Annotated in this window: 12 protein-coding genes; all 12 read left to right on the forward strand. The window is 49.0% G+C overall.

All coding sequences use genetic code 11. The annotated features are described in order from the left end of the window. The first annotated feature begins 1 nt into the window (after position 1). The 12 genes from NIT04_RS03580 to NIT04_RS03635 all read left to right on the forward strand — a co-directional run bounded on the left by NIT04_RS03580 (position 2) and on the right by NIT04_RS03635 (position 13,411). Complete coding sequence (locus NIT04_RS03580) at positions 2-706, forward strand: PIG-L deacetylase family protein (protein WP_252502234.1); 705 nt, start codon at positions 2-4, stop codon at positions 704-706. Between the two features lie 25 nt (positions 707-731). Continuing rightward, positions 732-2,294, forward strand: coding sequence for a beta-N-acetylhexosaminidase (nagZ, locus tag NIT04_RS03585; protein ID WP_252502235.1), 1,563 nt, complete (start codon positions 732-734; stop codon positions 2,292-2,294). A gap of 115 nt (positions 2,295-2,409) precedes the next feature. Beyond that, positions 2,410-3,567 carry an anhydro-N-acetylmuramic acid kinase gene (locus NIT04_RS03590; protein ID WP_252503180.1) on the forward strand — a complete coding sequence of 386 codons (1,158 nt, stop codon included), beginning with the start codon at positions 2,410-2,412 and terminating at the stop codon, positions 3,565-3,567. A gap of 209 nt (positions 3,568-3,776) precedes the next feature. Further along, complete coding sequence (locus tag NIT04_RS03595; RefSeq protein ID WP_252502236.1) at positions 3,777-5,102, forward strand: extracellular solute-binding protein; 1,326 nt, start codon at positions 3,777-3,779, stop codon at positions 5,100-5,102. A 97-nt stretch (positions 5,103-5,199) separates the two neighbouring features. Next, on the forward strand, positions 5,200-6,153 hold the full coding sequence (locus tag NIT04_RS03600; protein WP_252502237.1) for a carbohydrate ABC transporter permease: 954 nt from the start codon (positions 5,200-5,202) through the stop codon (positions 6,151-6,153). Between the two features lie 14 nt (positions 6,154-6,167). Continuing rightward, positions 6,168-7,139 (forward strand): carbohydrate ABC transporter permease, encoded by a 972-nt coding sequence (locus NIT04_RS03605; protein WP_252502238.1) that lies wholly within the window; start codon positions 6,168-6,170, stop codon positions 7,137-7,139. After that, positions 7,136-8,308: an exo-beta-N-acetylmuramidase NamZ domain-containing protein gene (locus NIT04_RS03610; RefSeq protein ID WP_252502239.1), complete on the forward strand. Its 1,173-nt coding sequence runs from the start codon at positions 7,136-7,138 to the stop codon at positions 8,306-8,308. The genes NIT04_RS03605 and NIT04_RS03610 overlap by 4 nt, the downstream gene beginning before the upstream one ends. Positions 8,309-8,319: 11 nt before the next feature. Then, a complete protein-coding gene (gene murQ, locus NIT04_RS03615) occupies positions 8,320-9,243 on the forward strand; it encodes an N-acetylmuramic acid 6-phosphate etherase (protein ID WP_252502240.1) in 924 nt (307 codons plus the stop codon). Between the two features lie 5 nt (positions 9,244-9,248). Beyond that, a complete protein-coding gene (locus NIT04_RS03620) occupies positions 9,249-10,196 on the forward strand; it encodes a GNAT family N-acetyltransferase (protein WP_371922490.1) in 948 nt (315 codons plus the stop codon). Between the two features lie 13 nt (positions 10,197-10,209). After that, positions 10,210-11,094, forward strand: coding sequence for a MurR/RpiR family transcriptional regulator (locus NIT04_RS03625; RefSeq protein ID WP_371922491.1), 885 nt, complete (start codon positions 10,210-10,212; stop codon positions 11,092-11,094). A gap of 17 nt (positions 11,095-11,111) precedes the next feature. Beyond that, complete coding sequence (gene nagA / locus NIT04_RS03630; RefSeq protein WP_252502243.1) at positions 11,112-12,269, forward strand: N-acetylglucosamine-6-phosphate deacetylase; 1,158 nt, start codon at positions 11,112-11,114, stop codon at positions 12,267-12,269. A 44-nt stretch (positions 12,270-12,313) separates the two neighbouring features. Next, positions 12,314-13,411, forward strand: coding sequence for an ABC transporter ATP-binding protein (locus NIT04_RS03635; RefSeq protein WP_252502244.1), 1,098 nt, complete (start codon positions 12,314-12,316; stop codon positions 13,409-13,411). The last annotated feature ends 482 nt before the right edge of the window (positions 13,412-13,893 follow it).

Consider the following 13,893-nt stretch of genomic DNA (forward strand, 5'->3'; position numbering starts at 1 on the left):
CATGCATGTCATGATTGTGGGGGCGCATTGTGGCGACGGGGAAATCCAAGCCGGGGCAATCGCCCATAAATACGCGCAGGCGGGGTATCGGGTGACGTTCCTTCATTTGACGGCCGGGGAGAAGGGAGCCCCGCCGCATATGGAAGTGGAGGAATACCGTCTGCAGAAGATTCGCGAGGCAGAGGCGGCAGTGGCCATTTTGGGCGGAACGAGCATTACGCTCGCACACCGGGATGCCGAGTTAACATTCAATGAAGAGATCGTCAAAGAGGTGGCGACGATTTTCCGGAGGGAGAAACCGGAATTTGTCATTACGCATTGGGAGAACAGTATGCATCCCGATCATAAGCTTTGTCAGAAGATCGTTCAGGATGCATGGCTAAAAGCTTCCTTGCCGGGATTCGATCTCGACGGACTGCCACCGCATGGACTCCGCCGCGTGTTCCATAGCGAGAACTGGGAAGACATGGATGGGTATGAGCCGGATATTTACGTCGATGTGACGGATTCGTTCGACGCTTATTTGGAGGCGTTGTCGTGTTATTGGTTCATCATGAACTCCAAGAGTTTCCGATACTATGATTATTACAAAGCGCTAGGGACGATGCGCGGCTGTTTGGCCCGCACGACATATGCGCAGACGTTGAAGAATTCAAGGGGGCTGCATGTAAGAAAGGAAGGGCATATACCAGGGTTCCCGATTTAAAAATAGAGTTAAGAGGGGGAGCAGCATGAAATTGCACAAGAAGGTCGGCCGATTGCTAATCGCCGGATTTAAAGGCATTACGATGTCGGAGGAAATTAAGCATTTGATACACACATATCATATTGGGGGGATCATCCTATTCGGGAGGAATATTGGCACGCCGGAAGAGATTCTCGCGTTGACGAACAGCTTGCAGACGGAAGCGAAAAAGGCGGGTTATGTAACGCCTTTGCTCATTTGCATCGATCAGGAAAACGGCGTCGTCAGGAGATTAGGGGAAGGGACGACAATCATTCCTGGTGCGATGCTTCTCGGCGCGACCAATGATCCGACGAATGCAAGGAAGGCAGGATTGATGACCGGCAAGGAATTGAAAGCGCTCGGTATTAACTGGAATTTGGCGCCAGTTGTGGATGTTAACAATAACCCGAAAAATCCGGTCATCGGCGTCCGTTCTTTCGGGGAAGACCATGCAGCTGTTGCGGAAATGGCGAAGCATTCGATGCTTGGCATGCAGGAGGCCGGGGTTATGACGACATTGAAGCACTTCCCGGGTCACGGTGATACGAGCGTCGATTCCCATCTCGATCTGCCAGTGATCGACCACGATCTTGAGCGGTTGCATGCTGTTGAGCTCGTGCCGTTCAAGGAATGCATGGCGGCTGGGGCGGATGCTGTCATGAGCGCGCATGTTTATTTTCCCGCTCTCGAAGACAAGGAAAATGTCCCTGCGACATTATCGCATTCGGTCATAACGGGACTTCTTCGGGAAGAGCTCGGCTTTGATGGCGTCATTACGACGGATTGCATGGAAATGGATGCGATTGCAAAAAGGGTCGGCACGGTGGAAGGGTGTGTGCGGGCGGTCGAGGCGGGAGTGGACTTCGTCATGGTGTCCCATTTGCATGATTTGCAGGAGCAGGCGGTCCTCCGGTTGGCGGAAGCTGTCGAAAGCGGCCGGATTTCCGAGCAGCGGATCGAGGAGTCGCTTAAAAGGATTGAAAAGCTCGCCCGTAAGTATACGTCATGGGAAGAGATTGATGCGAATAACAAGGTTGCCGAATTTGTCGGGTCCGGGAGGCATCACGATGAAATGAGAGAGATTTACGTGCAAGGCATAACGGAAGTGAAAGGTTTGGGTACATCAATTGCAGCGGAGGACCATGTGCTGCTCGTCCATCCGAAAAACGAATACGCAATGATGGTCGAAGATAAACGGTATGCGACGTTGACGATGGCGGAGCAGTTGAAAAAGGTTCACGGGAACGTAACGTCGATGGAGATTGATAAAGAAACTCCGGATGAAGTAGACATGACCGAACTCGCGGGTCAGTACGACCATATCGTCGTGTTGACGCTAAATGCCGATAAGCATGAAAACCAGCGACTGCTCGTCAATGAAATATTGGCTAGCGGAAAGCCGGTCGATGTCATTGCTGTCCGGTCGCCTTATGATGCGGCTTATTTTTCAAAGGCGAACAGGATCGTTTGCACATATGAATTCACGGAGTCGGCATTTGAAGTCGTCGCTGCGTATTTAGTAGGAAAAACATCGATTACTGGTAGGTTGCCAGTATCTATTAATTGAATGAAAATTCTTTTTAGAGTAATAAATTAGTATTGATATTTAATTTCAGAAGGGCTAAAATGACAGTAAGCATTTTTAATGAGAGATTTTGGAAAGGAGCATGCCGGTGAAACCAATGCGTGTCTGTGGATTAATGTCAGGAACTTCCTTGGACGGCCTCGATATCGTGATTACCGATTTCTCGTATAACGAAGGAAAAGTCCGGCATGAATTGGTTCATTTCGTAACGGTGCCTTATGATGATGAACTTAAGAAGGAACTGCACAAGTTGATGGATTCGGCGGCGCCATTGCATCTCGTATCCTCAATGAATATGTATCTAGGGGAAATGTATGCAGATTCGCTGATGGAAGTTTTACAGGACGTGGGCATCGGTATGGATACGGTTGACCTCATTAGCTCGCATGGCCAGACAATTTGGCATGAGCCTGAAGTAGAACCGAACCGTTCTTATGCTCGTCCGAATACGATGCAAATTGGTGATATCGCTGTTCTTGCAGAGCGTGCGGGCAAAACAGTCATTGGGGATTTCAGGACGCGTGACATCGCTGCGGGCGGGCAAGGTGCTCCATTAGTGCCGTTTGCAGACCAGATTTTATTCCAATCGGAAACGGGCGGGCGCGTATTGCTGAACATTGGCGGCATCGCCAACTTGACAGTGCTGCCTCGGCTCCGATCGGAGCAGCCGATCATCGCCTACGATACAGGACCGGGAAATATGGTGATCGATGCTTGTGTTGCAAAGTTAACGGGCGGGCATAGCTCATTCGATAAGGACGGCGAATTGGCGAAGGGCGGAACGGTCGATGATGAGTGGTTGGGTCATTTGGCGAGTCATGAATATTTCGCTGCCTCGGCGCCGAAAAGCACCGGAAGGGAATTATTCGGGACAGCTTTCGTCGAAACGTTCTGGACGGAAGGGGATGAACGCGGTCAATCATCCACTGATAAAATTGCAACCGCTACGATGCTGACGGCAAAAACGATAGCTACAGAGATTCAAAGATATATACAATCACATGACGTGAAGGAAGTGATCGTTAGCGGAGGTGGCGTGCACAATCAAACATTGATGGGGTTCCTGAAGGCTCAGTTACCTGAAGATTTAAAAATAATGACGATTAATGATCTTGGAATTGACGCAGATGCGAAGGAAGCATTCGTCTTTGCGTTTCTCGGCTATTTGGGCATCCACAAAATGCCGAATTCATTACCAGCGGCGACGGGTGCGAAGAAGGCGACGATTATGGGGAAAATCGCGTACGGCGGTTGATGCGTTTATGCGCATATTTGGGGATTTATGCGGGATTGCAGACGTTTATGCGTGATTTTCATGATTTATGCGCATTTACCAACGCTTATGCGTGAATTCTGCGATTTATGCGTGGTTCCGTGATTTTATACGTATTTGAACAAAACCGTTTTACCTGCTGGGAATAAATAATGGGGAAATTCATAGAAAAATAAACAGGGGGTCAAAAAATGAAGAAAGTTTGGAAGAAATCCGCTCTTGCGGCCTTATCATTGGGGCTTGCAGCGACGATGCTTGCAGCTTGCAGTGAGAAGGAAGAAGCGGGAAATGCTGAAGAGTTCAAAGGGAAAATCACCATTTGGGATGGACCGAGATGGCCGGATGCGGATGATAATAAATTCCACTGGCTAGAAGAAAAAATCAAAGAATACGAAGAAGCAAATGATGGTATTGAAATTGAATTGGTGCAAGTGCCGTGGGCGGAAATGGGAGATAAGCTAGGTGTCGCAATCGCCGCGAAAGCTTGGCCGGACATCGCTCCTGTCGATATTAGCGGAAGCGCAGTGAGCATCGATCATATCGAGCAAGGCGTCATCGAATCATTGGATCCGTATTTCGATAAAGAAGCGAAAAAGGACTTTTACGAGAATGCATTAGATGCTTATACGTATGACGGAAAGCTGTACGGGATTCCGAACAGTATTACGTTGCACACGATGCTGTTGAACTTGGATCTATTCGAAGAGGCTGGCGTTGAGCCGCCGAAAGATGGCAAGTGGACGTATGAGGAGTTTTTACAAACAGCGGAAAAATTGACGTTCGACCGGGATGGCGACGGGAAGACGGACGTATATGGATTCTCGACGTACATCATGCCTGGTTATTATGAAGCATGGCCGTTCTTCTATAAAAATGGCGGATCGCCGCTGAACGAGGATATGACGGAGTTCACATTCGATTCTCCTGAAGCGGTGAAGGCGATTCAAGATTTGGCGGACTTGAAATTGAAGCATAAAGTCGCTCCGGAAACGCATGGCGGCAATGACGTCGGCGGCACTTTCCAAGCGTGGGCGAATGAAGAGCAGCGTACTGTCGCAATGGAACCTTGGGCAACATGGGCGATCGGTGCAGCACAAGGCGCATATCCGACAAACTTCATGGTTGCCGAATATCCGTCAGGTGATAAAGATGCAGCGACAATCGGCGGCGTCGGCGGATGGGTCATGATGCACCAAGAAGATGTGAACAAGAAAGCGGCTGTCGCAGATTTCATGAAATTCATCTCCACAGCTGAAGAGCAATACCATATGGCACAACATTATGGTATCTTCCCAGCGCGCATCAGTGCATCTGAAATGGATCCGTTCAAAGACAATCCGGAAATGACGCGTGCAATGGAAATGTCCGATCAAGTCGTCATGCTCCCACGTCATCCGGAATGGAGAAAAATCGATGAAGCGATCCAAAATGAGCTGCAACTCGTGTTCAATGGTGAAAAGACTGCTGAACAGGCCATGGCGGATGCTAAAAAAGCAGTAGATCAAATTTTGGAGTAACCGATACTAATCAAGAAGCAGACCACATATTTGAGAAATAAAGAAGAAAGCAGGCTATGCATCGCGTACGCCTGCTTCACTTTTAGGGGGTGTCAATGTGACTCAGATACCTATGGGTGCAGTGCCGAAAAAGAAAAAGGAAAAACTGAAAGTCATCGGGAAGTCGAGTAGGAGCCCTCGGAAACTGTTCTACGAAATGAAGCGGAACTATAGCGCGTACCTCTTCCTGCTTCCGAAGCTCATTCTTTTCACGCTTTTCGTAGCAATCCCCGTTGTGTGGGCATTCGTCCTTTCCTTTCAGAAATACAAGATTTTTGGCAGTGAATTTGTCGGGTTCGCGAACTACATAAAAGTGTTCGAGAGCGATGCATTCCGCATTGCGTTGAAGAATACGATGCTTTTCACGGTCGTGACGGTCCCGTTTGGCGTCATCAGCGCCCTTGTGCTGTCGACGCTCATTTTTGAGTTGGGGAAGCTGTCTCAAAGTCTATTCAGATCAGCGTTCTATTTGCCGACGGTCACGTCGATGGTCATCATCGCGATGGTGTGGCGCTGGATGTACAATTACGATTTCGGCCTATTTAACTATGTGCTCGGCTGGTTCGGCGTCGGTCCCGTCAACTGGCTCGGACAGTCAAGCACCGCGTTATGGGCGTTGATCATCATGCAATGCCTCATTCCGTTCGGTGTCGGGATCATCATGTATTTGGCTTCGATGGGATCGATCTCCCAATCGTTGTATGAAGCCGCACGGATGGATGGCGCGAGCAAATTCAAGCAATGGATCCATATTACGATCCCTTTATTAAAACCGACGACGTTGTATTTAGTGCTGCTGAGCACGATCGGTTCATTCCAAGTGTTCACGCAAATCATCATGATGACGGGGGGAGGACCGGGAAGCGCGACCGAGACGCTCGTCCATCTCATTTACAAAACGGGATTCCGGGATTTTGAATTTGGTTTGGCAGGAGCTCAATCAGTCGTATTATTTGTCATTATCCTCATCTTTTCTGTCATCCAATTCCGGGTGCTTCGCCATGATGAGTGATTGGGGGATAGGAAATGAAGAAAAAACCGCTTGATCGTTTAAATAAACTAATTATATTCGGATTGCTCACTGTTTTCGCTGTTGTTTCTTTGCTTCCGCTATATTGGGTGTTCTCGACTTCCCTTCAATTAAGCAGCTACCAATCCCAAGACATGGAGCGGCCGGTTTCGTACGTCGATTCCAATCCGCCGAAAATGTATCCAATGGGGATTCCGCTTTATTTCAAACATTGGGGCGAGGCGAGGGAAGCGGCGAAAGCGGGAGATTCCGAAGAGGAAGCGTACCATCGTGACATGATGGACCATATCGTTTCAAATTCGTTCGGAAGCTTCAAGAACTTGTTCAAGAAGCATGATGTTGGGAAATGGTTTTTCAACAGTATTTACATTGCAGTCGTCGTTACGATAGGTATCTTGCTCATCGACTCGATGGCTGGATATGTTCTGGCGAAGAAGAAGTTTCCAGGGAGGAACCTGATCTTCTGGGTCATCATTTCTACGATGATGATTCCCGGTCAAGTGACGCTCGTGCCACTGTTCATCATGGTCGGGAACCTTGGCCTCATGGATACGCATTGGGCGTTGATCCTGCCTGATCTTTCAATGGTGTTCGGCGTATTCCTCATGAGGCAGTTCATGTATTCCATTCCGGATGAATTGCTGGAAGCTGCACGTATGGACGGTGCCAGTGAATGGCGGACGTTTTGGACAGTCGTCCTTCCACTTGCAAGACCTGGACTTGCTGCGCTCGGCATCTTCACGTTCATGAGCGTTTGGAACTCGTTCCTCTGGCCGATCATCGTGCTGAATACCGCGGAACTATACACGTTGCCAGTAGGGTTGAAAACATTGCAGGATGCGAACTTGGCTAGCTTTAAGCTACTCATGAGCGGTGCGGCGGTTGCTGCAATCCCGATGATCATCGTTTTCATCTTATTCCAGCGCTATTTCATCCAAGGCTTGACGCTTGGCGGCGTGAAGGAATGATGATGGGGCTCAATCGGGTGAAGCTTGGCGTTGACGTCTTCTTCGATAGGGATCTGTCTGACTTGCGGGGGAAGCGGCTCGGTTTATTGACGAATCAAACAGGTGCAAATGCCGGGCTCGTCTCTACAATTCGGTTATTCCATGAACATCCGGAGCTTCAGCTGACAGCCCTTTTCGCACCGGAGCACGGGCTGTTGACGAATGTGAAGGAAGGGGAGAAATTCACAGATGCCGTCCATCGTTCCACCGGCATCCCGATATACAGCCTTTACGGACAGACGAAGAAACCAACGGACGCGATGATGGAACAAGTTGACGTCGTCATCTTCGATATTCAAGATATCGGCGCGAGGTATTACACGTATATCTACACAATGGCGTATATGATGGAAGCTTGCGCGCGGACAGGGAAAAGGATGATTGTCCTTGATCGAGCGAATCCAATCGGCGGGGAAAGTGTCGAAGGGAATTTGGTCGATCCAGATTACTCGTCTTTTGTCGGGCTTTACCCGATCCCGAATAGGCACGGCATGACCGTCGGTGAATTGGCCGCTTATTTCAATGAAGAGTTTCATATCAGATGCGAATTGGAAGTCGTCGGGATGGAAGGTTGGAAAAGAAGTTCATTCCAAACGGAGAATGGACTCCCTTGGATTCCGCCTTCGCCGAATACGACATCACTCGATATGATGCTGTTGTATCCGGGCACTTGTTTAGTGGAAGGGACGAATCTGTCCGAAGGGCGCGGGACGACGCAGCCGTTTGAAATTATCGGGGCTCCCTTTATTGACGGGGAGAAGCTGCAAGACAACGTAAATGCGCTAGGCTTGGAGGGTGTCCGGGCACGTGCGCTTGCTTTCACCCCGACATATTCAAATTATCATGGCCAGCTTTGCGAGGGGATTCAGCTTCATATTACGAATCGACGGACATTCAAGCCTGTGGAGTCGGTCGCCCATATCCTTGCAGTCATTGCATCGATGTATGCCGATAAACTCGAGTTTTTGGAGTATGGCAATTTGCGGCATCCGATGTTTGATTTGCTCGCAGGGAATGATGTTTTGCGCAACGGGTTGCTGAGTGGGGATATCAATTTGTATAACGAGCAGTGTGTACGTGACACGGAGAAATTCATGGATACGAGAGAACGTTACTTACGATATAGATAGGAAGGCGGACGATGGAGAAATTATCACTTCTGACGACTGAACAATCCAATCCGAAGACGAAGCGGTTGGATGAAATGTCAATCGCGGACATACTGAAAACGATGAATAACGAGGATCAGACCGTTGCTTTAGCTGTCCGGAAAGTGATCCCGCAAATTGAAAAGACTGTTGAAAAAGTGGTGGAAGCTTTTAAGAATGGCGGCAGGCTCCTCTATGTTGGTGCAGGGACGAGCGGCCGGATCGGCGTTATGGATGCAGTGGAATGTCCTCCAACGTTCGGCACTTCCCCGGATCTCGTGAAAGCGGTCTTAGCTGGCGGAGAAGGGGCGATGTATGAGGCCGTTGAAGGTGCCGAGGATGATGAGGCGCTCGGAGCAAAGGATGTAGAGGATCTTCAACTAAACGGGCAAGACGTCATCATCGGCATTGCCGCTAGCGGCCGGACGCCTTATGTGAAAGGTGCGCTCGTGTACGCGAAATCATGCGGCGCAACGACCGTCAGCATTTCCAACAATGAAAATTCGGTCATTAGCAATTACGCAGACATACCGATCGAAGTCATTACCGGTCCGGAAATATTGACCGGTTCGACACGACTGCGAGCAGCGACGTCACATAAAATGGTCTTGAATATGATTTCGACGACAGCGATGGTGAAGACGGGCAAGGTGTACCAAAACTTGATGGTCGATTTGAATGCGAGCAATTTCAAATTGCGTGAGCGTGCGAAAAAGATGGTTAGCACGATTACGGAAATGGATGAAGAGAAGGCCGAAACGGTATTGGAACAGACTGGCTATAACGTGAAGCTTGCAATCGTCATGATTCTGGCAGAAGTCAATAAAGGAAAGGCACAAACATTAATTGAAGCGGCGGATGGATTCGTAGGCAAAGCAGTTACACTCGCTTCCATTGAAGAAGGGGAAGAGGGTTGATCTCGATGTACCGTACGTTTCAAAGCGGGGATGAAATTGGGATTGTTGAGTTGTGGAATGAAGTTCTCGCACACGATCCGATCAATGAAAAGCGTTTCCTAACACAAGTGCTGCTCGATGCGAACTTCGACCCGGAAGGCTTGATTGTCGCAGTTGACGGAGAGCGGATTGTAGGGGCGATATTGGCCATCACCCGGAAGCTTCCGATGATGGGGACCGATCTTGAACCGGATACCGGATGGATCACCTTTTTCATGGTGCATCCCGATTTCGAAAGAAGAGGAATCGGCCACGGATTATTGGTGAGGGCAAGTGATTACATCCGCAAACAAGGGGCGAAGAAAGTGTTCTTCTCTTCCTACGCACCGAATTATTTCCTTCCGGGAATCGACGAGGCAGCCTATCCATCCGGTTTCGACTTCCTATTGAAAGAAGGGTTCCGGCGCGCCTATTCGCCGGTCGCCATGCACAGGACGTTGACGGATTACGTATATCCAGAAGCCGTGAAGGCTGTGAAGGCTGATCGGGAGCGGGAAGGATATATATTTGAAGCTGTACAGGACGGTGATCTGCCCGCTGTCATCCGGTTCGCGAATACCGTCTTCAATCCGGACTGGGGGCGGGCGATCCGCGAAGGTTTATTGCAAGGACTTGATCCTTCCCAAATACTCATCGCAAAGAAGGATGGAAACATCGTCGGATTTGCAATGTATGGCGGTTACAAAGGGATCCGGGAACGCTTCGGACCTTTCGGTGTGGATACGAGCGAGCAAGGAAAAGGGCTCGGGAAGGTTTTATTGCATGAAGCCCTTCATTCCATGAAGAAACGAACGATCCAAGGAGCTTGGTTCCTCTGGACGAGTGAGAAGAGCTCGGCTGGTCATTTATATTTGAAAAACGGATTCAAGACATACCGTACATTCCATGTGATGGTGAAGGAATTGGCGGATTGAAGAAATTGGAGGGATGGAATTGGCGATAGCGAGCGGCGGCTTAGTGCTGCTGAAAGAAATGAGGCATTTGCTCCCTCCTTCGGAACAGAAAATAGCTGATTATATACTGGCGAACCCGCAAGACATTGTGACGATGACTGTTTCGGAACTCGGCGACGTGAGCCAAACGAGCGGTGCTGCCGTAACGAGGCTATGCAAATCATTGCGATTGAAAGGTTTCCAGGAATTTAAATTGCGCATCAACGGCGATCTTGGCCGTAAGCTAGAAATTACGACGCGGGATATCCAGCCGAATGAGCCTGTAGGATCGACAATCCAGAAGGTGACGGAGCAGGCTGTCCATACGTTGCTTGAAACAGCGGAATTGCTCGATCCGAAACAATTGGAACGGGCTGTCGACACGATTGTCAAAGCGAAGAATATCCACTTTTTCGGTGTCGGGGCTTCCGGGATTGCCGCAATCGATGCACAACAGAAGTTTTTGAGGATCCATAAAGCCTCTACCGTCAGCACGGACTTACATATGGGGGCGACGATTATGGCGAATGTCGACGTGAAGGATGTCGTCGTCGGCATCTCCTTCTCAGGTTCGACGTTTGAAGTGGGGAAAATCCTGGAGCTTGCGCAAGCGAACGGGGCGACGACGATCAGTTTGACGAAATTCGGCCAGACGCCGATTTCACAGGTTTCGGATATCCAGTTGCATACGTCGCCGGCGAAGGAAGCTAACTTGCGTAGCGGAGCGACATCCTCGAGACTTGCCCAGTTGCACGTCATGGACATCCTTTTCATGTCAGTTGCCTCAAAGCAATTCGATACAACAATTACTTATTTGGATGCGACTCGCGAAGCGATTGATGAAATCCGGAACGAGACATTCAAGAAACGGAAAAAGTAAGCCGGGAGGTGAGAGCTTTGACATCATTGCTTATTCATAACATCCAAATCGCCATACCGGATGGAAGCATTATCGAAGGAGAAATCGTTGTAGAGAACGGAAAGATTGCAACTGTTTCCAATGCATTAATGAAAGACTTTACGGGAGAGCGGATGGACGGTCAAGGTTGTCTCGTGCTTCCCGGTTTCATTGATATTCATATCCATGGGGCGAATGGAGCCGATTTCATGGACGGTGACAACGGTTCAATCGAAAGGATTGCAATGGCGTTGCCGAAGGAAGGGACGACTTCATTCCTGGCGACGACGTTGACGCAATCGGATGGCGACATTGCAAAAGCCGTCGATGCAGGCAGAAGGTTCATGGAGCTAAATGAATCCGGCGCTGAAATGCTCGGGTTCCATTTGGAAGGACCATTCATCCATCCGGAACAAGCAGGTGCGCAGCCGGTGGAATTTATACGGAAGCCTTCATTTGAATTAGTAGAAAGATGGTTCGGCGAAGATCTCGACCATTTGAAAATCGTGACGCTTGCTCCGGAATGTGACGAGGGACTTGAGATGACCGAGCGGCTCACAGAACGTGGCATCATCGTTTCAGGCGGACATACGAATGCGTCTTTCGCGGACATCAGGGAGGCGGCCGAACATGGTTTGTCACATCTGACTCATTTCGGCAATGCGATGAGCGGCTTGCATCATCGGGAAATCGGGGCGGTTGGTGCCGGTTTCTTGCTGGAGCAACTCCATTGCGAAGTGATTGCGGATGGAATCCATTTGTCTGAAGACATGTTGCTTCTCGGTAATAAAACAATCGGACCCGAACGGATCATCCTCATTACGGATTCGATGCGGGCGAAAGGCTTGCCGGACGGATCGTATACGTTAGCGGGGCAGGACGTACAGGTCGTCGGTGCGAAAGCGACACTTTCGGATGGGACATTAGCTGGCAGCGTCTTGAAAATGGACGAAGCGGTTCGGATGATGCGGGATATAGGTTCCGGCTTGTTGGATTTGATAAGAATGTCATCCACCAATGCCGCAAGACGGTTAGGCGTATTTGACCGAAAAGGAAGCATTGAGGCAGGAAAGGATGCCGATCTTGTGCTAATGGATGCCGACTTTCAAGTCCAAGCGACCATTTGCAGAGGGAAGGTGAGCTTTTGCCGTGAATGATGTAGGAGATTGAAGTCATAGAAGTAATTGAGGGGGGAGAATGTATGGCTGAACTGAAATTGACCAATTTGACGAAGGAATATGACAAAGGTGTTATCGCCGTCAAAGATTTCAATTTGGATATAGAGGATAAGGAATTCATCGTGTTCGTCGGTCCTTCCGGGTGCGGCAAATCGACGACACTACGCATGATTGCGGGATTGGAAGATATAACGGAAGGCGATTTTGAGATTGACGGCAAGCGGATGAATGAAGTAGCTCCGAAAAATCGGGATATTGCGATGGTGTTCCAAAACTATGCGCTTTATCCACATATGACCGTCTACGAAAATATGGCGTTCAGTTTGAAGCTTCGCAAAGTGAAGAAGAAGGACATTGACACGAAAGTTCAGGAAGCAGCCAAGATTTTAGGGTTGGAGGATTATTTGGACCGCAAGCCGAAAGCATTGTCGGGCGGACAGCGTCAACGTGTCGCGTTAGGTAGGGCAATCGTGAGGGATGCGAAAATATTCCTCATGGATGAACCGCTCTCCAATTTGGACGCGAAGCTCCGTGTACAAATGCGTGCTGAAATCCAAAAGCTGCATAGACGTCTTCAGACGACGACGATCTACGTGACACACGATCAAACGGAAGCGATGACGATGGCGACGCGACTCGTCGTCATGAAAGACGGATTTATCCAGCAAGTCGGAACACCGAAGGACGTATATGATTTCCCGAGAAATGTATTTGTCGGCGGTTTCATCGGTTCACCGGCTATGAACTTCTTCAAAGGGACGATGACGGAACAGGGATTTGCGATAGGGGCCACGACCGTTTTCATTCCGAAAGCGAAGGGCGAGATGCTAAAAGGAAAAGGGTATGCTGGGAAGGAAATGATTCTCGGCGTGCGGCCGGAGGATATTTATACAAATGCTTCCGACATCGAATCGAATGGACAGGCGACGTTCCAAGCGACAATCGAAGTGGCGGAACTGATGGGGGCCGAAACGTATTTATACGCCTCATTGAACGGTTCCGACTTCATCGCAAGGATTGATTCCGACACATCCATCCGTCCGTCGGATACAATCCCGCTCGCATTCGACATGGAAAAAGCACATTTCTTCGATGCTGAAACGGAAGAACGCATTCATTAAATTGGAAAAGGGTTGCTCTCATGATGAGAAGCAACCCTTATTTTTGTATAGTAACTTTTATTGTTGAAGTTTATGTCCATCTTAAGATCCGTGATCCGGATTCTAATGAAAATGATCAATGCCGCGGTCATTTTCCACTGGGTGTCTTCTATCCTTAAGCAACGCAAGCCCTACCGACTCTTGCGTCCTTGCGACCCTTTAGCCGCGCCAGTGTGAATAAGTGTCCTCAAAAACAGTACGTAGAATGCCATGTCAAATTAAAAGTTACTATGGCGTTAACTGATTGATTATAACATGGATGGAGGCGCTTGGCAAGTGGCGGATAATGTAGATGACTTCAATAATATTTCCCGGGAATTAAACAAACTTCGACAGAACCTGCTTCATTTTTCGGATTTGTCGTTGGAGGAAATATCTTCATTTGACAAAATATAATATTTTTATTCTGGAATTAAATGAGAGGTTCGCATAAAAGCCTCTAG

The sequence above is a fragment of the Sporosarcina sp. Marseille-Q4943 genome, assembly GCF_943736995.1.
In the GTDB taxonomy this organism is placed as follows: Bacteria; Bacillota; Bacilli; order Bacillales_A; family Planococcaceae; genus Sporosarcina.

What these genes read in the sequence shown, in the direction of transcription:
- NIT04_RS03635 (WP_252502244.1), top strand. Translation starts at nt 12,314, where the DNA reads ATGGCTGAACTGAAATTGACCAATTTGACGAAGGAATATGACAAAGGT.
- NIT04_RS03595 (WP_252502236.1), top strand. Translation starts at nt 3,777, where the DNA reads ATGAAGAAAGTTTGGAAGAAATCCGCTCTTGCGGCCTTATCATTGGGG.
- NIT04_RS03580 (WP_252502234.1), top strand. Translation starts at nt 2, where the DNA reads ATGCATGTCATGATTGTGGGGGCGCATTGTGGCGACGGGGAAATCCAA.
- NIT04_RS03610 (WP_252502239.1), top strand. Translation starts at nt 7,136, where the DNA reads ATGATGATGGGGCTCAATCGGGTGAAGCTTGGCGTTGACGTCTTCTTC.
- nagZ (WP_252502235.1), top strand. Translation starts at nt 732, where the DNA reads ATGAAATTGCACAAGAAGGTCGGCCGATTGCTAATCGCCGGATTTAAA.
- NIT04_RS03605 (WP_252502238.1), top strand. Translation starts at nt 6,168, where the DNA reads ATGAAGAAAAAACCGCTTGATCGTTTAAATAAACTAATTATATTCGGA.
- NIT04_RS03620 (WP_371922490.1), top strand. Translation starts at nt 9,249, where the DNA reads ATGTACCGTACGTTTCAAAGCGGGGATGAAATTGGGATTGTTGAGTTG.
- NIT04_RS03590 (WP_252503180.1), top strand. Translation starts at nt 2,410, where the DNA reads ATGCGTGTCTGTGGATTAATGTCAGGAACTTCCTTGGACGGCCTCGAT.
- murQ (WP_252502240.1), top strand. Translation starts at nt 8,320, where the DNA reads ATGGAGAAATTATCACTTCTGACGACTGAACAATCCAATCCGAAGACG.
- NIT04_RS03625 (WP_371922491.1), top strand. Translation starts at nt 10,210, where the DNA reads ATGGAATTGGCGATAGCGAGCGGCGGCTTAGTGCTGCTGAAAGAAATG.